The organism is Stenotrophomonas sp. Steno-C15 (assembly GCF_056393265.1).
In genome coordinates this window covers 262,872-286,777 of sequence record NZ_JBWJPF010000002.1, presented here as the reverse complement: position 1 = coordinate 286,777, position 23,906 = coordinate 262,872, and the positions used below count along the sequence as shown (strand labels likewise).

General features: G+C 66.7%; 24 protein-coding genes. 8 read left to right on the top strand and 16 right to left on the bottom strand.

Translation table 11 applies throughout. From position 1 onward, the window contains the following. Positions 1 to 199: 199 nt before the first annotated feature. From AC06FB_RS03400 to AC06FB_RS03385, 4 genes are all read left to right on the top strand, one after another. Positions 200 to 1,930 carry a PAAR domain-containing protein gene (locus tag AC06FB_RS03400; RefSeq protein WP_478053378.1) on the top strand — a complete coding sequence of 577 codons (1,731 nt, stop codon included), beginning with the start codon at positions 200 to 202 and terminating at the stop codon, positions 1,928 to 1,930. Further along, entirely contained in the window at positions 1,927 to 2,700 is a 774-nt protein-coding gene (locus AC06FB_RS03395; protein ID WP_197601367.1) for a PoNe immunity protein domain-containing protein, read from the top strand. Before AC06FB_RS03400 ends, AC06FB_RS03395 begins: the two co-directional genes overlap by 4 nt. A gap of 115 nt (positions 2,701 to 2,815) precedes the next feature. After that, positions 2,816 to 3,583 (top strand): PoNe immunity protein domain-containing protein, encoded by a 768-nt coding sequence (locus tag AC06FB_RS03390; protein ID WP_478053377.1) that lies wholly within the window; start codon positions 2,816 to 2,818, stop codon positions 3,581 to 3,583. A 332-nt stretch (positions 3,584 to 3,915) separates the two neighbouring features. Further along, positions 3,916 to 6,942, top strand: a complete 3,027-nt coding sequence (locus tag AC06FB_RS03385; RefSeq protein ID WP_065181197.1) for a ligand-binding sensor domain-containing diguanylate cyclase — start codon at positions 3,916 to 3,918, stop codon at positions 6,940 to 6,942. A 63-nt stretch (positions 6,943 to 7,005) separates the two neighbouring features. On the opposite strand, the gene rnt is transcribed toward AC06FB_RS03385, so the two are convergent. The 15 genes from rnt to AC06FB_RS03310 form a co-directional block, all read right to left on the bottom strand. After that, positions 7,006 to 7,590 (bottom strand): ribonuclease T, encoded by a 585-nt coding sequence (gene rnt, locus AC06FB_RS03380; RefSeq protein ID WP_053518226.1) that lies wholly within the window; start codon positions 7,588 to 7,590, stop codon positions 7,006 to 7,008. 140 nt (positions 7,591 to 7,730) lie between these two features. Next, positions 7,731 to 8,261 (bottom strand): HvfX family Cu-binding RiPP maturation protein, encoded by a 531-nt coding sequence (locus tag AC06FB_RS03375; RefSeq protein ID WP_111185747.1) that lies wholly within the window; start codon positions 8,259 to 8,261, stop codon positions 7,731 to 7,733. Between the two features lie 23 nt (positions 8,262 to 8,284). Continuing rightward, positions 8,285 to 9,040, bottom strand: a complete 756-nt coding sequence (locus tag AC06FB_RS03370) for an HvfC family RiPP maturation protein (RefSeq protein WP_346480027.1) — start codon at positions 9,038 to 9,040, stop codon at positions 8,285 to 8,287. Next, entirely contained in the window at positions 9,033 to 9,911 is an 879-nt protein-coding gene (locus tag AC06FB_RS03365; protein WP_111185743.1) for an HvfB family MNIO-type RiPP peptide maturase, read from the bottom strand. Before AC06FB_RS03365 ends, AC06FB_RS03370 begins: the two co-directional genes overlap by 8 nt. Beyond that, positions 9,898 to 10,248: an HvfA family oxazolone/thioamide-modified RiPP metallophore gene (locus tag AC06FB_RS03360; RefSeq protein WP_053518199.1), complete on the bottom strand. Its 351-nt coding sequence runs from the start codon at positions 10,246 to 10,248 to the stop codon at positions 9,898 to 9,900. The genes AC06FB_RS03365 and AC06FB_RS03360 overlap by 14 nt, the downstream gene beginning before the upstream one ends. Positions 10,249 to 10,505: 257 nt before the next feature. Beyond that, complete coding sequence (phoU, locus tag AC06FB_RS03355) at positions 10,506 to 11,213, bottom strand: phosphate signaling complex protein PhoU (protein ID WP_053518201.1); 708 nt, start codon at positions 11,211 to 11,213, stop codon at positions 10,506 to 10,508. A 67-nt stretch (positions 11,214 to 11,280) separates the two neighbouring features. Beyond that, positions 11,281 to 12,111, bottom strand: a complete 831-nt coding sequence (pstB, locus tag AC06FB_RS03350; RefSeq protein ID WP_053518202.1) for a phosphate ABC transporter ATP-binding protein PstB — start codon at positions 12,109 to 12,111, stop codon at positions 11,281 to 11,283. 19 nt (positions 12,112 to 12,130) lie between these two features. Further along, a complete protein-coding gene (gene pstA / locus AC06FB_RS03345) occupies positions 12,131 to 12,994 on the bottom strand; it encodes a phosphate ABC transporter permease PstA (protein WP_053518203.1) in 864 nt (287 codons plus the stop codon). Continuing rightward, a complete protein-coding gene (gene pstC / locus AC06FB_RS03340) occupies positions 12,994 to 13,962 on the bottom strand; it encodes a phosphate ABC transporter permease subunit PstC (RefSeq protein WP_053518204.1) in 969 nt (322 codons plus the stop codon). The genes pstA and pstC overlap by 1 nt, the downstream gene beginning before the upstream one ends. An 82-nt stretch (positions 13,963 to 14,044) precedes the next feature. Continuing rightward, complete coding sequence (gene pstS / locus AC06FB_RS03335; protein ID WP_053518206.1) at positions 14,045 to 15,133, bottom strand: phosphate ABC transporter substrate-binding protein PstS; 1,089 nt, start codon at positions 15,131 to 15,133, stop codon at positions 14,045 to 14,047. A gap of 319 nt (positions 15,134 to 15,452) precedes the next feature. After that, positions 15,453 to 16,472 (bottom strand): phosphate ABC transporter substrate-binding protein PstS, encoded by a 1,020-nt coding sequence (pstS, locus tag AC06FB_RS03330; protein ID WP_065174722.1) that lies wholly within the window; start codon positions 16,470 to 16,472, stop codon positions 15,453 to 15,455. Positions 16,473 to 16,680: 208 nt separating this feature from the next. Continuing rightward, positions 16,681 to 17,892, bottom strand: coding sequence for an OprO/OprP family phosphate-selective porin (locus AC06FB_RS03325; RefSeq protein WP_053518208.1), 1,212 nt, complete (start codon positions 17,890 to 17,892; stop codon positions 16,681 to 16,683). A 193-nt stretch (positions 17,893 to 18,085) separates the two neighbouring features. Further along, positions 18,086 to 18,775, bottom strand: a complete 690-nt coding sequence (gene nth / locus AC06FB_RS03320; protein WP_053518209.1) for an endonuclease III — start codon at positions 18,773 to 18,775, stop codon at positions 18,086 to 18,088. Further along, positions 18,775 to 19,128, bottom strand: coding sequence for a hypothetical protein (locus AC06FB_RS03315; protein ID WP_478053376.1), 354 nt, complete (start codon positions 19,126 to 19,128; stop codon positions 18,775 to 18,777). The genes nth and AC06FB_RS03315 overlap by 1 nt, the downstream gene beginning before the upstream one ends. Positions 19,129 to 19,132: 4 nt before the next feature. Then, on the bottom strand, positions 19,133 to 19,915 hold the full coding sequence (locus AC06FB_RS03310) for an enoyl-CoA hydratase/isomerase family protein (RefSeq protein ID WP_053518212.1): 783 nt from the start codon (positions 19,913 to 19,915) through the stop codon (positions 19,133 to 19,135). A gap of 167 nt (positions 19,916 to 20,082) precedes the next feature. On the opposite strand from AC06FB_RS03310, the gene AC06FB_RS03305 reads away from it, so the two are divergent. From AC06FB_RS03305 to AC06FB_RS03295, 3 genes are all read left to right on the top strand, one after another. Beyond that, positions 20,083 to 20,784 carry an FKBP-type peptidyl-prolyl cis-trans isomerase N-terminal domain-containing protein gene (locus AC06FB_RS03305; RefSeq protein WP_005408797.1) on the top strand — a complete coding sequence of 234 codons (702 nt, stop codon included), beginning with the start codon at positions 20,083 to 20,085 and terminating at the stop codon, positions 20,782 to 20,784. A 153-nt stretch (positions 20,785 to 20,937) separates the two neighbouring features. Continuing rightward, on the top strand, positions 20,938 to 21,750 hold the full coding sequence (locus AC06FB_RS03300; protein ID WP_065181204.1) for a CoA pyrophosphatase: 813 nt from the start codon (positions 20,938 to 20,940) through the stop codon (positions 21,748 to 21,750). Beyond that, a complete protein-coding gene (locus tag AC06FB_RS03295; protein WP_065181205.1) occupies positions 21,747 to 22,649 on the top strand; it encodes a sulfurtransferase in 903 nt (300 codons plus the stop codon). The genes AC06FB_RS03300 and AC06FB_RS03295 overlap by 4 nt, the downstream gene beginning before the upstream one ends. A gap of 71 nt (positions 22,650 to 22,720) precedes the next feature. Here AC06FB_RS03295 and AC06FB_RS03290 read toward each other — a convergent pair whose 3' ends face one another. Further along, entirely contained in the window at positions 22,721 to 23,287 is a 567-nt protein-coding gene (locus tag AC06FB_RS03290) for an N-acetylmuramoyl-L-alanine amidase (RefSeq protein WP_065174726.1), read from the bottom strand. Positions 23,288 to 23,359: 72 nt separating this feature from the next. Between AC06FB_RS03290 and AC06FB_RS03285 the strand changes: the two genes are divergently transcribed. Then, the gene (locus AC06FB_RS03285) at positions 23,360 to 23,887 is read left to right on the top strand and encodes an alpha/beta hydrolase (protein ID WP_053518227.1); all 528 of its coding nucleotides are present in this window, start codon (positions 23,360 to 23,362) and stop codon (positions 23,885 to 23,887) included. The last annotated feature ends 19 nt before the right edge of the window (positions 23,888 to 23,906 follow it).

Below are 23,906 nucleotides of genomic sequence, written 5' to 3'. Positions count from 1 at the left end.
GGCTGCGTTCCGGCAGGCCCCACGCAAAACTGACGCGATAGCCCTGCCTGCAGCACGATAGGGCGAATGCGTCACCCACGGTAATTGCCTGCGCTGCAAGGCGTTTTACAGGCAGTCGAGGCAATTGCGTCAGCGTTGAATTGCCTGCGCTGCGTGCGGCCGGTCACCTGAAGCCATCGAAGTTCCTTGCGGATGGCAGATGGCACGGATGTGGATCGTGGTGGGCGACGCCACCACGGGCGGCGGGCGGGTGCTGACCGGATCGTCGAATACGGATATCGAAGGCAAGGCCGTCGCCTGCGTGGGCGACAAGGCAACGTGCCCGAAGCATGGCGGCGCGTTCGAGATCGTCACCGGTGACCCGACGCTGATCCTCGACGGCAAGCCGATCGCGCGCGAAGGCGATTCGCTGGCCTGTGGCTGCAGGCTGCTCGGAGGTGCTCAGTCGCTGGTGTATGTGGTTGACGGCGGAGGCGGTGGCGGTGGCGGTGGCGGTGCGTCGGTCTCCGCGCCGCCTGCCGCGCCGGCAGCAGTGGACCTGTGGAACGCCACGCCGCCGCCCAGCGGTTTCGTTGCCCGCGATGCGGTCGCTACGCGCGAGGTCGTGCTGCATTGCCACTACGGCGACCTGGACTGCACGCCCGCGCGCGGTGTCAGTTACCGGGCGACCCTGTCCGATGGCCGCGTGCTCAGCGGCCATCTCGATGACGAAGGTCGTGCACGCCTGCCGCAGGTAAGCGTGGGGCCGGTGCAGGTGATCTACCAGCACGAGGCCGACAGCACCGACTCGGCTGAGATCGAGGCCTGCCGCGAACGCCTTCGCGCGGCCCTGCAGCGCATCGTGCAGCAGACCCGGCAGGATTTTGCTGCGGACTGGCGGCAATGGAACAGGGCCAGCGCTGCGCATCAGGCCTTCCTGATGGAACTGAATCGCATCGAAGGCCAGGCCAGAGGCACATGGGACTGGGCCAGCGGCAGCGTGGAAGCGGTGTGGCAGCTGGCGGTGCTGCGCTTCAAGGCCGATGCGGAACTGCGCGAACTGAGCGGACTGCTGCTGACGGGCGACTGGGACGGGCTGGATGCACGCATCGCGGGGCATCGTGCAGCAGGCGAGCAGGTGCTGGACAAGGCCAGTGCGATCAAGGAGCAACTGATCCTGCTGTTCGACGACGGCCCGACCTGGCAGCTGTTGGCGGCGTTCCCCGCGGACTGGGCGAAGGCGGTGCCGCCAGACGAGCTGCAGGAGCTGACCCAGCGCTACGGCAGCCAGTTTGCGCTCGATGTCGTGATCAGCGTGCTGCTGGGCGCGTTCAGCGCAGGCACGGCCGGAACCGCCTATGGCGGCGCAACCTGGGCGGCCCGGATCGGGCGGTTGGGGCAGCGTCTGGCAGCGCTGCTGGACGAGCTGGGCGAGGCGTTCACCGCATTGGCGCGGGCATTGCGCTTGCGCAAGCGTCGGCACACGGAAAGCCGTGCGCCGGATGCCGATGGGGTGGTGGAAACCCGGCTGCCGCGCACGCGCGCCGCAGGTGCCGCGTTCGGTGAGGCGAGGGCGCATCAAGCGATGCTGGACAAGGGCCTGACGCCAGTGGGAAAGACCGATGGCGTGTATCGTCCGGGAGAGAATGGCATCGATGGGGTCTACAGCCACCCGGATCCGCCGCCCGACTATGTGATCACCGAAGCGAAGTACAACACGGGCCGGTTGGGTGGACCGTACAGGGACGGTACGCGGCAGATGGATGATGAGTGGGTGAGGAAGCGATTGGACAACAAGGTGGGAGGCCGGAAGGCTGACTCGATCAGAGAAGCGATGAGGCAAGGACGTGTAGAGAAGGTTCTTGTCAGGTCAGCGGAAGATGGAACATTAGTGATGAAAAAAATCGGCGACACTGGTTCTTTGATCGGCCCGTGGGGCGATGGCGCATGAGTGCGCAGCGTGACACCCGGATGCTGGAGCCGTACTTCACGGATTGGATTGATTATGACTCCGTGGAGGTGGCGCGTATTGATCATTCAATCGCGACTCGAGCCTATCCTCCCAAGGGATGTGTTCTCGGCGCGTCGGATGTGTCCGGTCGCATCCTTCGTCGGTTGGTCATGCGATTCTCAAGGGGCGACGCTATTGTTTTGCTTCATGATGAGCTGAACCAGCTGCTTGTTTCGCGTGCGCAGCTTCTGCATCAGTGTGATCAATTGCCTTTGGAGGACCAGAACTATCGTGCACAGTTCGAGGATCTTCGTGAAGATCACTACGTCGATCACCTCTGGTGGCTGGCGATCGCGGTCAGCGCCGGTATGGGTTCGACCTACCTTGCGAAGGCCCTAACGCTGATTGGGAATGCGGGAAAGGATCGACTCTTTGACGAAATCGCGATACTGCTGGTTGAAGACGGAAGAGTTCCGGGGAGGCAGGTGCTGTATCGCCAGTACCTCCCGCTCATGGAAGCAATCGCCTCACCCTCGGACCGGCCCGGGCTCGTAAAGAAATTCCTGGACGGCTGGTATGCAGGCAGCCGCAACGTGTACTGGCACGGGAATCACCGTGACGACGACAGCGGCTACATGGGCTACTGGGCCTTCGAGGCCGCGCTGGTCGTGATGCTGTTCGACATCGACGATGCGAGCTTCCGCGACCACGAGTACTACCCGGCCGATCTGGTGGCTTATTACAGGCGTCGTGCTGGCGCAGGAATCTGATGGTCAGGCGGCTCAGATGTTTGCACCGCGTGCGGGGACGAATCGAGCGCGGCGGCGATGTGATCAGCCTGCGGACGCGTTGTCGGTCCAGCATCAATCTAATCGGTGGCTTACGATGTTGCGGGATACCAAGAAGTCATATGACTACTTCTCGGAAAAAATAGCTTTTCAGTCGCGATCCATTCTTGACTTCGTGTCTGGTATTCGAGCGGGGCGCTACCCTCCTGAGGGGGCGCTCAAGTGCTCAGGCAGCATTTTTACCAAGCAGCTTCAAGTGATGGTGATGCGTTACTCGAGGGGTGATGACATCGGTGGCCTGTCTGCGGATCTGGACGAGGTTCTCGCCGCTAGAGTCAGGATCAGGCGATGCGCAGACGGACTTCCTTTGGAAGGCCAAGCAACCCGATCTCTGTGGGAGGATCTGCGACTGGATAGATACGTCCAGTACCTTTGGTGGTTGGCATTCACGGTTGCAGTTGGAGCTTCGCGCGACTATCTGCATGAAATGTGGGTATTGATAGGTAATACGGGGAAGGACAAACTTCTCGACAGCGTTGCCGTTGCTTCGGGCGGAGCAAAAAGGTCCATCCCCGATCAATTACTGTATCGGCGCTACCTTCCGCTCATGGAAGCAATCGCCTCACCCTCGGACCGGCCCGGGCTCGTAAAGAAGTTCCTGGACGGCTGGTATGCAGGCAGCCGCAACGTGTACTGGCACGGGAATCACCGTGACGACGACAGCGGCTACATGGGCTACTGGGCCTTCGAGGCCGCGCTGGTCGTGATGCTGTTCGACATCGACGATGCGAGCTTCCGCGACCACGAGTACTACCCGGCGGATCTGGTGGCCCATTACAGGCGTCGTGCTGGCGACAGGACGTAGCTGTCCCTCCGCAGAGGCGCCAGGCGAGGGGTCTTCTGGTCCTGCCTGTGGTCACCGCCTGGGCTCGGGAAGGTGTGCCGGACCACGCCCTTCCGCCAGAAATCCGTACCGCCTGCACGGGTGAGCCAGAAAGCCCGCCGTTGCTGCCCGGGGGAGGGGGGGGCACGGCTGGGCAGGCGCGGCGGGCTGGCGTTTGCCCTATCATTCGCGCATCTCCCCAGACGCCCCCCGATGAGCCAGCCTGTTCCCGTCGGCACGCCGCCCCGCGCTGCCTGGGCATTTCCACCTGCCGCCCCGCCTGGCCGCAGTACCCGGCCGCCACTGCTGCGGTGATGGGCGGGCAGGGGGACGACGGGCGCTGGGTGGAGCGTCACGCGTGGGACTGGAGGGCGGTGCTGCGACACAGCCTTCTGTGGCTGCTGCTGGCTGCTGCATTGCCGTTGCAGGCACAGAGCGGTGCACCGCCGCTGCGCGACTACGCCATCGATGTGTGGACCTCGCGCAACGGCCTGCCGCACAACTCGCTGCGCGACATCGCGCAGACGCCGGAAGGCCATCTCTGGTTTGCCACCTGGGAAGGCCTGGTGCGCTACAACGGCCTGGATTTCACCGTGTACGACCGCAGCACGCGGCCCGGGCTGCGCGACAACGGCATCGGCGCGTTGTTCGTCGACCGTCAGGGCGGGCTGTGGATCAGCGACTCGCGCGGCAATGTCAGCCGACGTGGCAGTGATGGCCAGTGGCGTGTGTGGGAGCACCAGCCGGATACCCCGCAGGTACTGATCCAGTCGATGCAGATGGACAGCCAGGGGCGCCTGTGGCTGCTCTACGAAGGCAAGGGCCTGGGTTATCTCGCGCCGGACAAAGGCCTTGTCTATCAGGCGCCGGCTGCCGATCTGCCGATGGCGATGAGCTTCACCAAACTGGTGGTGGATGCGCAGGATCGGGTCTGGGTCGGCACGCTCGATGGCCTGGTACTGCGTGACAACGATGGCGTGCTGAAGCGCGCGCCCGCCGCCTGGGGGTTGGGCGCGGGCAGTGGCCTGTCCTGGCCGTACCGGGCGCCGGACGGTGCGCTGTGGATCGTGGCGGGCGAGCGCCTGTACCGGGTCGAGGATGACCGGCTGGTGCTGGTGCACCGGCTGCCGGGCCAGCTGCACCTGACCTCGATGCTGCAGGACCGCCACGGTGATCTCTGGCTGGGCACCGAGAACCAGGGGCTGCTGCGGATTTCCTCGCATGGACTGGAGCGGCTGCCTGCGGGCCTGAGCCTGCCGGGCGGGCGCGTGGTGAGCCTGCGCGAGGATGACGAGGGCAGCATCTGGGTGGGGGCCAACGGCGGCCTGTATCGCCTGCGCGAGACCCTGTTCAGCAGCTACACCGAGCGCGATGGGCTCAGCGGCGATTACGTGCGCACCGTGCTGGAAGATCGTGACCGCCAGCTGTGGGTGGGCAGTGCCAGTGGCCTGGATCGACAGAATGCCGATGGCCGTTTCCAGGCCATGCCGCTGCACAACCGCGGTGGCAAGGCGCCGTCGGTGCTGAGCCTGGCGCAGGGGCCGGACGGCGATCTCTGGGTGGGAACCTTCGGTGACGGCGTCTACCGCCTGTCCCGGGACGGCCGCCTGCGCCACAACTACGCCGCCGACGATGGCATGCCGGGTGGCAACATCCGCGCGATCAGCGTGGATTCGAGCGGGGCGGTCTGGGCCGGAACGCAGAAGGGAGTGGTGCGCATCGACGGCGACCGGGTGCAGGTGTCGCCGGTGGCGGGCATGCCGACCGGCCTGATCACAGCGCTGGAACACGATCACCAGGGCAACCTGTGGATCGGCACGATCGAGGGCATCCGCGTGCTGCGCGGCAACCGTGTGCAGGCGATCGATCTGGCGCCGCTGGGGGGCGGACGCAGTGTGTTCGGCTTCCACCAGCTGGGTGACGCGATGTGGATCAGCAGTGATCGTGGCCTGTACCGCTGGCAGGGCGGGCGGCTGGCCCGCGTCGGCCTGGAGCAGGGCATGCCGGTCGACGCGGTGTTCCAGCTGGTACCCGACCGGCTGGGCAACGTATGGATCAGCAGCAACCGTGGCGTGCTGCGCACCGACATGGCGACTCTCAATGCCGTGGCCGACGGCCGCGCGCCGCGGGTGAGCGTGGAGCGCTACAACGAGATCGACGGCATGGCCAATGCACAGGCCAACGGCAGCTCCGGCCCCTCGGCGATCCTGCGCCAGGATGGCACCTTCTGGGTGGTCACCGCGGGGGGCCTGAGTACGGTCGATCCGCAGCGCCTGCAGCGCTTCCGCGAACGGCGGGCACCGCCAGCGGCGATCGAGAACGTGCAGGTGGACGGCGCGCCGGTGCACTGGGAGGGCGCCGAACGCAATCTGATTCCCGGTGGTCGTCGCCTCGCGGTGAGCTATGTCGGCCTGAGCTACCTGATGTCGGACCGGATCCGCTACCGCACGCGCCTGGATGGACTGGACAGCGGCTGGGTCGAGCGCGGTCCACAGCGCAGCGTGGAGTTCGTTGGCCTGCCACCGGGCGATTACACGCTGCACGTGGCCGCCGCGCACCCGAGTGGCGCCTGGGGACAGCAGGAAGCCGTATGGAGCTTCAGCGTGGAGCCGTTCTGGTGGCAACGGCGCAGCGTGCAGGCGCTGGGCGGCATCCTGCTGCTGGCCGGGCTGGTGGCGCTGTACCGCTTCCTGCTGCAGCAGCTGAAGGCCAGCAACCTGCGTCTGGCTCGCCGCGTGGACGAGGCCACCTTCGACCTGCAGGCCCAGACTGTCCATCTGCAGGCGGTGAACCAGGAGAAGACCGAGCTGGCCGAACGCCTCGCACGGCAGGCCGAAGCGTTCGAGCGCCAGGCGCGGGAGGATGCGCTGACCGGATTGGCCAACCGCCGCGGCTTCGATGAAACCCTGGCGCGTGACTTCGCACGATCGCAGCGCAGCGGCCACCCGCTATGCCTGGTGGTGCTGGATATCGATCACTTCAAGGCTGTCAACGATCGCTACAGCCACAGTACCGGTGATGCGGTACTGGTCGAGGTGGCGCGGGTGATCGCCACGGCCTGTCGTGACTCGGACCTGCCTGCGCGCACGGGCGGCGAAGAATTCGCGCTGCTGCTCAACGACACCCGGCTGGAGGAAGCCGCGCAGCTGTGCGCGCGGTTGCGGGGGCTGTTCCATGACCACCCGGACTGGGCGGGCGTGGATGGGCTGAGGGTGACCTTCAGTGCGGGACTGGTCGAACTGGAGGCCGAAGACCGCACCCCGGCCCTGCTGTACCAGCGCGCCGACCGCGCGCTCTACCGTGCCAAGAGCGACGGGCGGGATCGCACGAGCATCGGTTGACGCGCCGGCGGTGCCGGCCCACGGTGGGCACCCACGCCTGCGCGGCGAGAGGGGCGCTGACGGTTACCGCGGCCAGGCGTTGGCGATCGTGCAGAACAGCCGTGCCGTCTGCTCGGTGTCGTACACCGCGCTATGCGCTTCGTTGGCATCCCAGCCCAGTCCCGCCGCATTGGCAGCACGTGCCAGCACCGTCTGCCCGTATGCGATGCCGGCCAGCGTCACCGTGTCGAATACGCTGAAGGGGTGGAACGGATTGCGCTTGTGCCCGGTACGGGCGACGGCGGCATTGACGAAACCGAGGTCGAAATGCGCGTTGTGGCCGACCAGGATTGCGCGCTGACAGCCGTACTTCTTCATTGCGGCGCGAACCGGGGTGAAGATATGGTCCAGCGCGGCGCGCTCTTCCTTGGCCAGCCGGAACGGGTGATCCAGGATGATGCCGGTGACTTCCAGCGACTTCGGATCGATTTCCAGCCCTTCGGCCGGCACGACATGCGCGCTGGCGGTCTGCCCGGGGAAGAGCAGGCCGTTCTCGTCCATCTCGATCGGCACCGCCGCGATCTCCAGCAGCGCGTTGCGCTGGGCGTCGAAGCCGCCGGTCTCCACGTCCACCACCACCGGCAGGAAGCCACGGAAGCGTTGTGACATCGCACGCTGCGCCTGCGGTACTGCGGAAACGGGGGCGACGTCAGGTGCGGGGGTGGGGTCGGTCATGCGTGGATTCTAGCAGAGCGTTCCTGAGCGCCCGGTGCGCGCAGCCGGATGGGGCGTTGCGGGCGGCGCGCCAATCAGCGGCATCGCGGACCGGCTCCCGCCCAGGTGCCCCCGCCAGCGCCATGCCGGGCCAGCAGTGCATCGACGCTCAGCCTGCCGGCGCCAGCGAACAGCAGCGGCAGCAGCATCGCCATGAACAGCACGGGCAGTTTGAAGTTGCCGAAGCCCTGGTCGCTGATTGCATACCCCATGGCGAGGTCGCCCAGCGAGTGCCATTCCATCGGCCAGTGCACCGCATGGGTCGCCACCACGGTCAGCACCAGCAGGCTGGCAGCGGCAAAGCGGGTGCCGAAACCGACTAGCAGGCAGGCGGCACCCAGCAGTTCGAACCAGGTGGCCAGTTGCCAGTTCAGCGCGGCCGGCAAGTGGTCGAATGGAAACGGAAAGGCCTGCTGCAGGTCAGCGAACCAGTTCTGGCCGTGCAGTTTCTCGAGGCCGGATTCGAAGTACTCCCAGGCCAGCAGTACGCGCAGGCCCAGCGGGGCCAACCAGGGGGCGAGACGGTCCAGCTGGCCACGCGCGGTGGCCAGGATCGGGTAGTTCATCGGGAATCTCCGGGAGTGGGGCGTCAGGGCGGCGGCGTGATCGGGCCGATTACGCCGGCTTGCAGGAACTGTTGCAGCAGGGCGGCACCGGCCTCGTCCAACGCGTGCTCCTCCAGCCCGTGTGCCAGTGCCAGCTGCCGCAGGTAGGTGTTGCCATCGGCGCCGGGCTGCTCGCCGATGCGGGCCAGCAGATGCACCGCCAGTGGGCTGAGGCTGGCGAAACGCACCTCACCGTCAGCATCGCGCCGGACCAGCAGGCCGGTCGGCTCGGCCGGAGCCGTGCGCGGCGCATCGTCCGCGCCAAGCCGGTGGACCGGCCATTGATACAGCAAGGGCCAGGCCAGCGGCGAACGCTGCAGGGCGACCACCCGCGGATCGATCGCGCCGGCCACCGGCAGCGGCTCGGCCTGCAACTGGTACAACGCCGTTTCCACCCACTCGTAGTGGGCCAGCTCGGCCAGCGCCGGATGCGGAAGCTGCGGCTGTGCCTGCAGCCACTGCACGAACTCGGCAGCCAGTTCGGTGAACAGCGGACTGCGGCAGCGATGCGTCGCGAAGTAGCTGCGCACCAGGGCATTCCAGCCCGGTTCACCGAGCAGGCGCACGCAGACCGGGAACCCGTTGCTCAACAGACCCAGCAGGTTGTTGAACAGCAGGCGCTGGTACACCGCTACGCGTCGCGGCTCCATGCCGGCCGGCGCGGCCACGGTGTCCGGGTCGCGCAGATGGGCGGTGAACGCGTGCTGCTGCGCACGCAGCCGTTCCGGCGCTTCAGCCATGCGTGCTGCCTCCGGCTGGGTCGGCCTGCAGGCGGCGGATGGTCTGCAGCTCGCTCTGGAGCTCGGCGTATGGGGGGAAGTTGAAGTCGCGTTCGAGCAGGGTGGGGCGGGGGCCGATGCGCGCATAGGTACGTGCAAGCAGCTCCCAGACCGGATCGATCACGGCGCTGCCATGGGTGTCGATCTTCAGGTCCGGCGCTTCATCCAGGTGCCCGGCCACGTGCAGGCAGACGATGCGCTGTGCCGGCAGGCCGGCGATGAACGTGTCGGCGTCGTAGCCATGGTTGCAGGCGTTGACGTAGACGTTGTTGACGTCCAGCAGCAGGTCGCAGTCCGCTTCGGCAAGCACCGCGTTGGTGAAGGACAGTTCGTCCATGGACGGTTCCGGTGCCAGGTAGTAGGACACGTTCTCCACCGCGATGCGCCGGCCGAGCAGGTCCTGCACACGGGCAATGCGCGTGGCGGTATGGCGCACGGCTTCATCGGTGAACGGAATCGGCAGCAGGTCGTACAGATGGCCGTCGTCGCTGCAGTAGCTCAGGTGCTCGCTGTAGAGCGGCACGCGGTGCTCGTCCAGGAACCGGCCAACCTGTGCCAGCAGCTGCGTGTCCAGCGGTGCACTGCCGCCCAGCGACAGCGACAGGCCGTGGCAGCTCAGCGGATGCCGCGCCGCCAGTTCGGCCAGTGCATCGCCTGCCGGGCCGCCTACGTGGATCCAGTTTTCCGGCGCACATTCGAGGAAGTCGAAGTCGCCGGCCGGTGCCTCGCGCAGCGCCTGCAGCAGCGCGCGGCGCAGGCCCAACCCGGCGGCCGCCGCGGGAAGCGGCGACCGCCGGTGGACAGCGCTGGCGCGGACGTCAGTGCTTGCCACCGCACTTGCCTTCGCCGCACTTGCCTTCGGCCGCCTTCTTGTCGCCGGTGCTCTTGGCCTTTGCATCGGTGCCGGCGGCGGCCTTGCCCTTGTCGCCACCACACTTGCCTTCGGCGCTCTTGCCATCGGCGCCGCACTTGCCTTCGGCATGCTTGGCGGCGTCGCCGGTACGCGCGTCGGCAGCCTTGGCATCGGTGGCCTTGGCGGCCTGGCCGGCCACCAGATAGCCCTGCGCCAGATCGCTCATGCTCAGAGCCGAAGCGCTGGCCGTCATGCCCAGGCCGGCGACAAGGGCGGTAGCGGTCAGCAGGGACAGGGTCTTGTTGGTACTGCTCATCGGTTGTGCTCCTGGGTGGTGTGGGCGGGTGCCCGGGTGGCCGGCAGAGGTGCCGGTGGAAGCGATCGTGCGCCGATCCTACTCAACGAATCCTCGCAGAGAACTCAAATTTTCGTGAGATTTTCCGCGCAGTCAGGGGGCGGGGCCTTGCCAGCCAGGCGCGGCGCCTTTGGAAATGCTGGAAGGCCCAAAAAGAAAGGCCGCTCTCGCGCGGACAGCGGCCACTCTGGAGTCGACTCCCGTGTTGCAGTGCAGCGTCAGGGCTGACCGGTGCTGGAGGTTTCGTCGCGCTTCTCGCGCGGCGGCAGCGGCTGCTCTCCATGAACGAGGAACCAGACGTTCTCGGCGATGTTGGTGGCGTGGTCGCCCACGCGTTCCAGATTCTTGGCCATGAACAGCAGGTGGGTGCACGGTGTGATGTTGCGCGGATCTTCCATCATGTAGGTCAGCAGTTCGCGGAACAGCGCGGTGTACTGCGCATCCAGGCGCGCGTCATCCTCGCGCAGGGCCAGCGCCGCCTCGGCATCATTGTCGCGGTAGGCCGCGATGGCGCGGCGCACCTGCTGTGCGGCCAGCCGGCCCAGGGCGCGCAGGCCCTGGATCTGCGGCAGCGGCGGCACCTTGCCCAGTGCGATCGAACGCTTGGCAACGTTGGCCGCGTAGTCGCCGATCCGCTCGATGTCGGCGGGGATGCGCAGGCCCGCAAGGATTTCGCGCAGGTCGCGCGCCATCGGGCCGCGCAGCGCAAGGCGCATCACGTCGTGGCTGATCTGCTGCTCCAGTGCATCGATCGCCTCATCGTTGGCGATGATGCGATGGGCGGCGTTCTCATCGCGCTTCTCGATCACGTCCATCGATGCTTCGAGCTGGGCGACGGCCATCTCGCCCATGCGCACGATTTCGGCCACCAGGCGCTGCTGCTCTTCGTCGTAGCTCTTGACGATGTGGTCGTTGGGAAGATTCATGGTTGTTCCGTCATGTAGAGCCGGGCCATGCCCGACTGGCGTTGTCTGTGAAGAAGCCGCGGTCCGGTCAGCCGAAGCGACCGGTGATGTAGTCCTCGGTCTGCTGCTTGGACGGCTGCGAGAAGATCACTTCGGTGCGGTCATGTTCGATCAGGTCGCCCAGGTACATGAAGGCGGTGTAGTCCGATACGCGGGCGGCCTGCTGCATGTTGTGGGTGACGATGACGATGGTGTAATCGTTCTTGAGCTCTTCCACCAGCTGCTCGATGCGGCTGGTGGAGATCGGGTCCAGTGCCGAAGTCGGTTCGTCCAGCAGCAGCACGTCGGGGCGCAGGGCGACGGCGCGGGCGATGCACAGGCGCTGCTGCTGGCCACCGGAAAGACCCAGCGCGCTCTGGTTGAGCTTGTCCTTCACCTCGTCCCACAGCGCGCCCTGACGCAGTGCCTGCTCGACGCGGTCGCTCATCTCACCCTTGGACAGCTTCTCGTGGTGGCGGATGCCGTAGGCCACGTTCTCGAAGATCGTCATCGGGAACGGCACCGGCTTCTGGAACACCATGCCTACTTTGCTGCGCAGCCGGTTCATCGGGAACTTCGGCGACAGGATGTTCTCGCCGTCCAGCAGCACTTCGCCGCGTGCTTCCAGCTTCGGGTACAGCGCGTAGATGCGGTTGAAGATGCGCAGCAGGGTCGACTTGCCGCAACCGGAGGGGCCGATCAGCGCGGTGACGCGCTTTTCCGGGATCTCCAGGTTGATGCCCTTGAGGGCGTGGAACTTGTCGTAGTAGAAGTCCAGGCCACGCGCAGCGAGCTTGACCGGAGCCGGGGTATGCAGGTTCTCGTGCGAGGCCGGCACGGCGATGCGCTGCATCGGCACGGCATTGGAAAGATCGTTCATGGTGGTTTCCACGGAAAGGTCAGTCATGGGAGATGCGGTTGCGCAGCAGGAGGCCGCGGGCGGCGAGGCTGACCAGCAACACGAAGACGGTCAGCACCAGGGCACCGGCCCAGGCCAGCACCTGCCAGGATTCGTACGGGCTGCCGGCGAACTGGTTCATCACCACCGGCACCGAGGCCATCGGCTGGAACACGTTGCTGTTCCAGTACTGGTTGCCGAAGGCAGTGAACAGCAGCGGTGCGGTCTCACCGGAGATGCGGGCCAGCGCCAGCAGGATGCCGGTGATGATGCCGGCCGAGGCGCTGCGGTAGAGCACCTGCACGATCACCTTCCATTGCGGGATGCCCAGCGACAGCGCCGCTTCGCGCATCTGCGAGGGCACCAGGCGCAGCATTTCGTCGGTGGTACGCACCACCACCGGCAGCACGATGAAGGCCAGCGACAGCGCACCGGCGAAGGCGGAGAACTGGCCGCCGGTCTGCATCACGTACAGGGTGTAGACGAACAGGCCCAGCACGATCGACGGGGCCGACAGCAGGATGTCGTTGACGAAGCGGACCACGGTGCCGGCCTTGCGGGCATTGCCGTACTCGGCCAGCCAGGTGCCGGCCAGGACACCCAGCGGGGTGCCGATGCCGATCGCCAGCGCACACATCACCGCGCTGCCGAAGAAGGCGTTGGCCAGGCCGCCTTCCTGCATCGGCGGCGGTGTCATCTTGGTGAACAGGTCCAGGTTGATGCCGGCCAGGCCCTTCGCGGCCAGGGTGAACAGGATCCAGCCCAGGAAGAACAGACCGAACAGCGCGGTGGCGCAGGACAGCGCGATGGCGACGACATTGCCGATGCGGCGGCGCAGGTACAGCGAGTCAGCGGTGGTGGACATCAGTTGCCCTCCTTGCGGGCCAGGCGCATCAGCATCAGGCGGGCGATGGCGAGCACCACGAAGGTGACGATGAACAGGACGAAGCCAAGCAGCAGCAGCGCCGAGCGGTAGGTTTCAGTGGCCTCGCCGAAGTCGTTGGCGATCAGGGCGGCGATGGTGGTGCCCGGCTCCAGCAGTGACGGCGACAGGCGCACGCTGTTGCCGATCACGAAGGCCACGGCCATGGTCTCGCCCAGTGCGCGGCCAAGGCCGAGGAAGACGCCGCCGATCACCGCCGAACGGGTGTAGGGCAGCACGATGTCCCAGCTCACTTCCCACTTGGTCGACCCCAGCGCATAGGCCGATTCCTTCAGGCGGGTCGGTACGGTCAGGAACACCTCGCGCATGACCGAAGAGATGAACGGGATGACCATGATGGCCAGCACGAAGCCGGCGGTCAGCATGCCGATGCCCAGCGGTGGGCCCTGGAAGATCGGGCCGATGACCGGCCATTCGCCCAGCGTTTCGTTGAGGAACGGGGTGACGTACTCGGTCATCACCGGTACCAGCACGAACAGGCCCCACATGCCGTAGATGATGGAGGGAATGCCTGCCAGCAGTTCGATGGCGGTGCCGACCGGCCCCCGCAGCCAGCGTGGCGCCACTTCGGTCAGGAAGAAGGCGATGCCGAAGCTGACCGGCACGGCGATGACCATCGCGATCAGCGCGGTGACCAGGGTGCCGTAGATCGGAGCAAGCGCACCGAACTTGTTTTCGACCGGATTCCAGTCGGAAGAGAAGAAGAAGCTCAGGCCCTGCATCTGCAGGGCATGACGGCCGCCCCACAGCATCGACAGAGCCGCGCAGGCCAGGGCGATCAGGACGAAGATGACGGTGCCGACCAGCACCCATCGGAACAGTTTGTCGTTGCGGGCATCACGCGCGTCACGCGTGGACGGGGCGGCTACAGGCTGGGCGATGGCATTCATGGGGACGGCAGGGCCAGGAAGGGGCGGGGCGGCACGGCGTGGAAGACACGGTGCCCGCACGCGGCGGGCACCGTCGGATCCATCACTTCAGTTCGGTCGCCCAGTAGGCCTCGATCTGCGTGACCAGTTCGGCCGGCAGCGGCACATAGTGCAGCTCGTTGGCCTGGGCCTGGCCGTTCTCGAAGGCCCACTTGAAGAAGGCCAGGGTGTCCTGGTTGCGCTTGGCATCCTTCGGCTGCTTCTGCATCAGCATGAAGTTGGTGGCGGTGATCGGCCACGCCTGCTCACCCGGAGCATTGGTGATGACCAGATTGAAGTCCTTGGCGCTGGCCCAGTCGGCGCTGGCGGCCGCAGCGGCGAAGGTCTCCGCGCTCGGCTGCACCCAGGTGCCGGCGGCATTCTGCAGCGAGGTGTACGGCATGGCGTTCTGCAGCGCGTAGGCCAGTTCGACGTAGCCGATCGAGCCCTTGATCTGCTTGACGTACGAGGCGACGCCTTCGTTGCCCTTGCCGCCCACACCGTCCGGCCACTGCACCGAAGTGCCTTCGCCGACCTTGCTCTTCCACTCCGGGCTGACCTTGGACAGGTAGTTGGAGAAGTTGAAGGTGGTGCCCGAGCCGTCCGAACGGTGGACGATGGTGATCTTGCCGTCCGGCAGGGTCACGCCAGGGTTGGCAGCGACGATCGCCGGGTCGTTCCAGGTCTTGACCTTGCCGAGGAAGATGTCGGCCAGCAGGGCGCCGCTCAGGCGCAGCTTGCCCGCTTCCAGGCCTTCGATGTTGACGACCGGCACCACGCCGCCGATGGCCGACGGGAACTGGGCCAGGCCGGCCTGCGCCAGCTCCTCGCTGCTCAGCGGCTTGTCGGACGAGCCGAAGTCGACCGTGCCGGCCTTGATCTGGGCGATGCCGCCGCCGGAACCGATGGACTGGTAGTTGATCTTGGCGCCGGTGCTGGCGTTGTAGTCGGCCGACCACTTCGACACCAGCGGGAAGATGAAGGACGCGCCGGCGCCGGAGACTTCGGCGGTCACCTTCGCACCGGCGGCAGCCGGGGCAGCGGCACCGTCGGCGGCCGGCTGCTGCGCGGCCTGCTTGTCGCCACCGCAGGCCGACAGGCCCAGGGCAATGGCCAGGGAAAGGGCGGCGAGGCCGGCCGAGTGCAGTTTCATGGTCACTCCATAGCGGGGAAGAGCCGACGGCGTCGGCGGATGCGGCTATGAAATGATGTTTTTGTTACAGCCGTATGACGTCCATGACAGAGGTGTCCTGGATCACGTTCCGACAAGGGTTTCACAGGGTCGTCGCCCACTGCGGACATCCCCGGAGACCGCCGCGGCCGCCCGATCTGCGCACCGGCAGGGTCGCCGGTCCGGTGGAAGGCCGGACCCCACAAACGAGAAGAGCGCGAGATCCCGAGGATCTCGCGCCCGGTGGGGCCGGCGGGGGAGAGAGGACCCGCCGGCCCCGCTCCTGCGGGGGAGGTCTTGCTCAGTACTTCAGGTTCTGGGTCCAGTAGGTCTCGATCTGGCGGACCAGGGTGTCCGGCAGCGGGACGTAATCAAGCTGCTTGGCCTGCTGGTCGCCGTTCCTGTAGATCCAGCGGAAGAACTCCTGCGTGGCCTTGGCACCGGCGACGTTCTTCGGCTGCTTGCGGACCAGGATGAAGTTGGTGGCGGTGATCGGCCACGCATCGGCACCCGGGGCATTGGTCATCACCAGGTAGAAGTCACGGGCATTGGCCCAGTCGGCGCTGGCGGCGGCGGCCGAGAACGAGGCGTCCGACGGCTGCACGATCTTGCCCGCGGCGTTCTTCATTGCCGCGTACGACATCTTGTTCTGCAGCGCATAGGACAGCTCGACGTAGCCGATGCCACCCTTGATCTGCTTGACGTAGGCGGCCACGCCTTCGTTGCCCTTGCCGCCGATGCCCGCCGGCCACTGCACCGAGGTGCCTTCACCGACCTTGCTCTTCCACTCCGGGCTGACCTTGGACAGGTAGTTGACGAAGTTGAAGGTGGTGCCCGAACCGTCGGAGCGGTGCACGATGGTGATCTTGCCGCTGGGCAGGGTCAGGCCCGGGTTCAGTGCAGTGATGGCCGGATCGTTCCAGGTGGTGATCTTGCCCAGGAAGATGTTGGCCAGGGTCGGGCCATCGAGCTTCAGCGCACCCGGCGCGACGCCGGCGACGTTGATCACCGGCACCACGCCGCCGATCACCGACGGGAACTGGGCCAAGCCGGCGGCAGCCAGTTCTTCCGGCTTCAGCGGCGCGTCGGAGGAACCAAAATCGACGGTCGCTGCCTTGATCTGGGCAATGCCGCCGCCGGAACCGATCGACTGGTAGTTGACCTTCTTGCCGGTGGCGGTGCTGTAGTCCGCCGACCACTTGGACATCACGGGGTAGATGAAGGAGGCGCCCGCGCCGGTGACATCGGCAGCATTGGCGGCGAACACGGACGACGCGGCCAGGATGGCGACAGCGGCGCGCGACTTGAAGGCGTGGATCACGGGAGAGACTCCTGGGGTGGTCGAAGGGCGGTTGCCCAACGTATCGGTGCACATTCCATAACCATTCCGTGACACGGAAAGGTCTGTCATATGACGCCGGTGTGACATCGGATGAGGGGATCGCGCTGCGGTACAGGCGCTACCGCACGTGGCAAGGGCACGACCGCAGTCGTGCCCTTGCCGATGCGTGATGCGATGACGCGGGCTCTTACCAGAAGAACTGCGCGCGGGCTTCCAGGATGTTCGGATCGTCATTGACGAAGCCGCGGGCGCTGGAGCTGTACTTCTTGCTGTCGACCTTCACGTAGTTCAGCATCAGCTTGAAGTTCGAGCGCCAGTACCAGTTGGCGCCGACGGTCCACACATCCATCTTGCCGCCGAGCACGCCATCGACGATCGGCGGGCGACCGGCGACCGGGTTCGCGGCCAGGTTGCCGTCGTTGAGGTCCATGTGGTCGTAGCGCACGCCAAGTTGCCACTGGCCGCTGGCCGGGTTGTTCGGCAGGCCGGTGCCGGGCGTGCCACCCTTGTAGCTCCAGGTCTCGCCGGTGACATTCCACAGGCCGCTGATGTAGTAGCCGTCGCTGGTGTAGTTGTCGTGGTCGTAGCGCTTGGCCTTGCTGGTGTAGTACTCGGCCTGGGCCTTGAACGGGCCCTGGAAATACATGGCTTCGGCGCCGACGGTGCTGACGCGGTCGGTGTCGGTCAGGTTGCCGCTGTCGATCAGTCGGGCGGTGGCCAGGTCGGCGTTCGGACGTGCGCGCACGCGCAGGGTGTCGGCGTCGGCGTCGTAGTCCACGTAGCTCAGGCCGAAGTGCAGGACCTGGCCCTTCTCGTTGATCGGAGCCCAGGTGCCACGCGCGCCATAGCCGCTGCCATGGGCCAGGTTGCGGGTCAGCTCGCGGCCGAAGGCGCTGGCGGTGACCGACCAGTTGTCCTGGCCGTAGCTGTAGGCGCCACCCAGGCGGCGGGCGATCGCGTAGGTGTTGGTGACCGCGGCCTTGGAGATGAAGTCGTTGTTCTTGGTGCTGGACAGCTCTTCCAGGCTGTTGGGCTGCTTGAACTGGCCGACCTGGATGAAATGGTTGGCATTGCCCAGCAGCTTGTACTTCACGTTGGTGTCGAGGAACTTGTCCGCCTTGGCGTCGTAGCCGAGCACCCACTCCACGTTGCCCGGGCCCTTGCCCTTGAGCACCAGCTCGGCGCGGCGCAGCTCGAACTCGCTGTCCTTGCCGTTGCCGGCATCGCCACCATTGAGGTCCACGACGTCGTTGTGGAACCAGTTGCCGTCGGCCTGGACCAGGCCTTCGAAGGTGATTTCCGAACCGCCGATCACGTCGATGGCGACTTCAGCGTGGGCAGCCGGCACATAGAGCGCAGCGGCCACGGCCACCGTCAGGAGTTGGTGATGCAGTTTCATGGAGAGGAGCCTTGCAGGCAGGTGGGAAGATGCGCGCAGGCTAGAAGGTAAAGATTGCGTAAATGTGACAGTTTCCGCGCGCAGTCTGTCCGCCGCGACCCTTGCCACGACTGGGCCCGGCATTGATGCCGGGCCGATATGACGTGGGGATTGCGCTGCGATGGCATTTACCCGCAGGCGCTGCGGGGATGCCTCAGGGGGCCGGTGTCTTGTCCTTGAAGCGGCACAGATCAGCGATCACGCAACCCGGGCAGTCCGGCTTGCGTGCCTTGCAGACGTAGCGTCCGTGCAGAATCAACCAGTGATGTGCGTCGAGCAGGAATTCATCAGGAATCGCCTTGACCAGCCTGTCCTCGACTTCGCGCACGTTCTTTCCCGGCGCCAGTCCCGTGCGGTTCGCAACGCGGAAGATGTGCGTATCCACCGCCATCACCGGTTCGCCGAAGGCCGTGTTGAGCACGACGTTGGCGGTCTTGCGGCCGACACCCGGCAGGGCTTCCAGTGCCTGGCGATCGCGTGGCACTTCACCGCCATGCTTCTCCAGCAGGATCGCGCAGGTGGCGATCACGTTTTTCGCCTTGGCGTTGAACAGGCCGATGGTGGCGATGTATTTCTTCAGTCCGTCCTCGCCCAGCGCCAGGATCTGCGCGGGCGTGTTGGCAACGGGGAACAGGCGGCGCGTGGCCTTGTTGACGCCGACATCGGTGGCTTGGGCCGACAAGGCCACCGCCACCAGCAGTTCGAACGGCGAGCTGTATTCCAGTTCGGTCTTCGGATGCGGGTTGAGTTCGCGCAGGCGCGTGAACATTTCCACCACGTCGGCGCGCGGCATGCTGCTGCCACGCCGCGCTGGCGCGCGGGCGGCCTTCTTCGCGGTGGCCATCAGTGCTCCTTGCCGGTGGCGCGTGCTTTGGCACGGGCGAGGATGGCGGCCGCGGCGGCGGGCAGCGCAGGTTTCACGTCCGGCGCCGGGCGCGGCGTGCGACGCGCATCGCGTTCGGCGTCGCGGCGGGCCAGGCGCACCGCGCGTGCGCGGTAACGGTCACGTGCGGCCCACGCGCGCTGCAACTGCTGCCGCGCCTGGCTGAGCACCTCCGGCAGTTCCGGGTGCCCGGGAACCTCGTGTGTGTCGCCTTCGTTGGCGACATAGTCCATCAGACCGGCCTGCAGGGCACCATCAAGATCGTCTGCCTGGACCCGGGCGAACAGCAGCGCGGGGTTGGGTCGGGATGCCATGGGGTCAACGGTTCTGGAAGGCGGGGGGACGGCGTTGCAGGAAGGCACCGGTGCCTTCGCGCATGTCCTCGGTGGCGAACAGCAGGCCGAACTGCGCGCTTTCGTACTCCAGTCCCGCCTCCAGGCTGCACTCGCCGCCGACGTGGACCGCATCAAGCAGGGCGCGCAGCGCCAGGGGCGCCGAGCGTGCCAGCTGCCGGGCGATGTCCTGCACACGGGTGTCCAGATCGGCCGCCGGCACCACCTCGTTGACGATGCCCAGCGCGAGCGCACGGGCGGCATCGATGGGCGCACCCAGCAGGCACAGTTCCAGGGTGGCAGCCCGGCCGCAGAGGCGCAGCAGGCGCTGGCTGCCGCCGAAGCCGGGGATCAGGCCGAGATTGATCTCCGGCTGGCCGAGCTTGGCCGAGTCAGCGGCAACGCGCAGATGGCAGGCCAGCGCCAGTTCCAGGCCGCCGCCCAGGGCAAAACCGTTGACGCGGGCGATGACCGGCTTGGGCATGCGTTCGATCTGACGCATCAGTCCTTGGCCGAGCAGGGAGAAATCACGTCCCTGAACCGCACTGAGTGTGTTCATCTCGGCGATGTCGGCGCCGGCGACGAAGGCCTTCTGGCCGGCACCGGTCAGCACCACCACACGCACCTCGGGGTCGGCCGCGGCGTCCCTGAACGCATCGGCCAGACCCTGCAGGGTCGCGGCATTGAGGGCATTGAGCTTGTCCGGGCGCTGGACGGTCACGGTGCGGATGGCGCCATCGTCGGTGACAGCGATCAGGTCATCGGCCACGGTGAAACTCCTGGAACGTTAAAAAAGAGTGATTTTGAACTCTGCCCGCGCAGACAGGTCATAGCCTGCGTGGTGAGTAGCGGTTACACGTTGTGGCCGTTATCCTAACCCGTCGCCTCAGGGCGGCGCAGAACGTCCCTGAGTTACCACCCCTGGAGAACTGTTTGATGAAGTTGCGTTCTATCGCGGTCGCCGTCGCGGCCCTGGCCCTGACGGGCAATGCCTTCGCCCAGGACGTCTCGTCCGAAAAGGGCAAGCTGAGCTACTACTTCGGTTACGACTACGGCAACAACCTGGCGGAGCTGACCGGTCGTGGTGAGCAGCTGGACATCAACTCGGTGGTGAAGGGTCTGCAGGACGCCTACGCCAAGAAGCAGCCGGCGATCACCGCCGAGCAGCTGAAGCCGGCCGTTGAAGCGTTCCAGAAGCGCGAGCAGGGTCGTGCCCAGGCCGCCAAGGCCGAGTACGAAAAGGCCGCTGCCGAAAACAAGACCAAGAGCGATCAGTTCATCGCGGCGAACAAGGCCAAGGCCGGCGTGCAGTCCCTGCCGAGCGGCGTCCAGTACCGCGTGATCGAAGCCGGCAAGGGTGCCAAGCCGACCCAGGCCAGCACCGTGCAGCTGGAAGTTGCCGGTCCGTTCCCGTACGGCCAGCGCCCGACCGAGGCCCGCCCGGCCCAGCAGATTCCGTCGATCAAGGTCAGCGAAGTCGAAATGAAGGCCATGCGTGAGACCCTGCTGCAGATGCCGGCGGGTTCGAAGTGGGAAGTCACCCTGCCGCCGGACCAGGCGTACGGTGCCGACCCGCGCACCCCGTTCCCGCCGAACGTGGCCGTGCAGTTCGAGATCAAGCTGGTCAGCGTCAAGTAAGCCTCCGCATCAACATCAACGCGCCGGTGATCCCACCGGCGCGTTTTTGTTTGCGCCGCGCGCGGCCGGCAGCATCGGGCCATGCTCGGCGAAGGACCGCATGCCGCATCTTCAGCCCGCGCAAATTCAGCGCAATCGCGCTACTGTTGCAACGTGCAAACTACGGAAGACCCGGCGCGTGTTGTCGCAAGCCCCTGCATCGGAACGTGCAAGCTGGATGGCAACCGGCTGTGCCGCGGTTGCCGGCGGCACATCGACGAGATCACACGGTGGTCGTCGATGAGCGACAGCGAACGCAGCCACATCCTGCATCGCGTGCTGCCGCTGCGCGAGCAGCTGCAGCAATCGCTGCACGGCTCGCTGGCCGACCATGATCGCCTGTTGCGCGCATTGCATCCGCTGGCCGCCCCGCCCGCCGGTGACGGTTGGAACCGCAGTGAACTGATCGACCTGCTGCCGCCGGGTCCGCCGGTGGAAGCGGCGGTGTTGGCCGGCATCGTGCCGCGTGCCAGCGGCGCGCAGGTGATCCTGACCCGTCGCACTGAAACCCTGCGACAGCACGGCGGCCAGGTCGGCTTTCCCGGCGGCCGTACCGAGCCGGATGATCGCGATGCGCTGGCCGCAGCGCTGCGCGAAAGCCAGGAAGAAATCGCGCTGGCGCCTGCGCAGGTGCAGCCGCTGGGCTACCTCGATCCGTTCGTGACCATCACCGGTTACCGTGTCACCCCGGTGGTGGCGGTGGTCGATCCGGATTTCGTGCCCGTGCCGCAGCCCAGTGAAGTGGCCGAGGTGTTCGAGGTGCCACTGGATTACCTGATGGCGGCCGACAACCTGCGCCAGGTCGAAATCAACCATCGTGGCCGCATCCGTCATGTGCTCGAGTACGGCTGGCCTGGCCAGCGGATCTGGGGGGCGACGGCGGCCATTCTCTACAACCTGCGTCGCCGCCTGGAGCAAGTGCAATGAAGCCGATCGATCCGCCGTGGACCACCCTGGTCGATGTCGCCACCCTCGCCGCTGCACTGGGCGAGGACGTGCGCGTGGTCGACGCCCGTGCAACGGCGAGCACCGCCGTGCGTGTGGTCGATGCGCGCGCGTCGCTGGGCGATCCGCAGGCGGGCGAGGGCCAGTACCTGGCCGGTCATGTCCCCGGTGCGGTGTACGCCGACCTCAACCGGGATCTGTCCGACCTCACGCGTGCCGGCCACGGTCGCCACCCGCTGCCGGACAGCGACGCGTTCGCCGCACGGCTGGGTCGCTGGGGTATCGCCCCGGAGACCCAGGTGGTGGTCTACGACGGCAGCGATGGCAGCATGGCCGCCGCGCGCCTGTGGTGGCTGCTGCGCCTGATGGGCCACGCGCGGGTGGCGGTGCTCGATGGAGGCATTGCGGCCTGGCAGGCAGCGGGGCTGCCGCTGGCGACCGGTGCGGGCGAGGTTCCGGCCCAGCCGGCCTATCCGGGGCGCTTTGACACCACGCAGATCGCCAACGCCGACGAGATCACCGCCCGGCTCAAGCATGCGCCGGGCTGGTTGCTGGACGCCCGCGCGGGAGAGCGCTTCCGCGGCGAAGTCGAACCGCTGGATCCGGTGGCCGGCCACGTGCCCGGCGCGGTCAACCGCCCGTTCGCATCCAATGTGCTCGATGGCCGCATGCGCGATACGCAGGAGCTGCGTGCCGAGCTGCAGGGCATCATCGGCAATCGCGATCCGCAGCAGGTCGTACTGATGTGCGGTTCCGGCGTGACGGCGTGCCATCTGCTGCTGGCGATGGAAGCGGCGGGCCTGTCCGGGGCGCGCATCTATGCCGATTCCTGGAGCGGCTGGGTGAGCGACAACAGCCGACCGGTCGCCAGCGGTACCTGAGACAGAACCGGGGTCAGATCCGTTTTCCCGCGCAGAACGGATCTGCCCCCTTCAGGCGGCAGTCCTGCCGGTTACCCGATCGATTGCAGGGGCACCTTCGCCAGCACCCGAGCCCACGGAAACAACGGCCCCGGATCGCGCTTGCGGGCCACGCTCAACGTCGGATCGTCACTGGCCTGCACCTGTTCCCGGTCCAGCTGGTCGTGGCCGGCGATCCGCTGCAGTGACGGGTAGCGCGCCACCAAGGCCAGCAGCAGCTGTTCCAGGGCCTGCAGCTGCGGCTCGGTGTACGGCTCGTCCATCGCCTGGTGACGGCTGTCGAACCAGTCGGGGTAGCGCCCGCTGTTGACCAGCTCGATGCCCAGCGTCCGTGCGTTCATGCCGCGGACGTGGTGGGCCACGCGCTCAGGTGCCACGTACTGCACGACGCTGCCGTCGCGGTCGATGTAGAAATGGCCGCTGTTGCCGGCGCCGCTGTCGTACAGCACCCGCTCGCCATAGGCACGGGCCGTGGCCAGGTCGGGCAGCTCGGTGCAGTGGATCACCACCATCTCCAGCGTGTCCGGCGCGCGCAGCGGCAGAAGGTCGTGATAGGGCAGGGGCTGCAGCAGCAGGCCGGGCAGGAGCGGGTTGGGCATGCGGCGATGCTAGCATTGCGCAATGAACCTGCATTCTCTTTCGTTGTCGGTGCGCGCCTGCGGAGCGTGTGCATGAGCCGCGGTCACTGCATCCTCTCCCATGGCTTCGAGAGCGGGCCGGAGGCCACCAAGGTCACGGCACTGGCCGAGGTCGCCCAACGCCTGGGCTGGACCCATGAGCGGCCGGACTACACCGATCTGGACGCGATGAGCGAAGTGAGCCGCGTCGGTGACGTGCCGGGGCGTCTGCAGCGCCTGCTGGAACGCGCTGCACATGCGGCGGCACAAGGGCCGCTGGTACTGGCCGGTTCCAGCCTGGGCGCCTACATCTCTGCGATCGCCTCGTTGCAGGTACCGGTGGCGGGCCTGTTCCTGATGGTCCCGCCGACCACCATGGGGCCCATGCCGGCGCTGGACGCCGCAGCGGTCCCCACCACCGTGGTCCAGGCCTGGCACGATGATGTTGTGCCTGCCGCCGGGGTGATCGCCTGGGCGCAGGCGCGCTCGGCGCAGCTGCTGCTGGTGGACGATGGCCACCGCCTGGAGCGGCACGTGGAGGCATCCGCACACGCCTTCGAGCGCCTGCTGCGCCAACTGTGAAGCCGGGGCGCACGGCGCG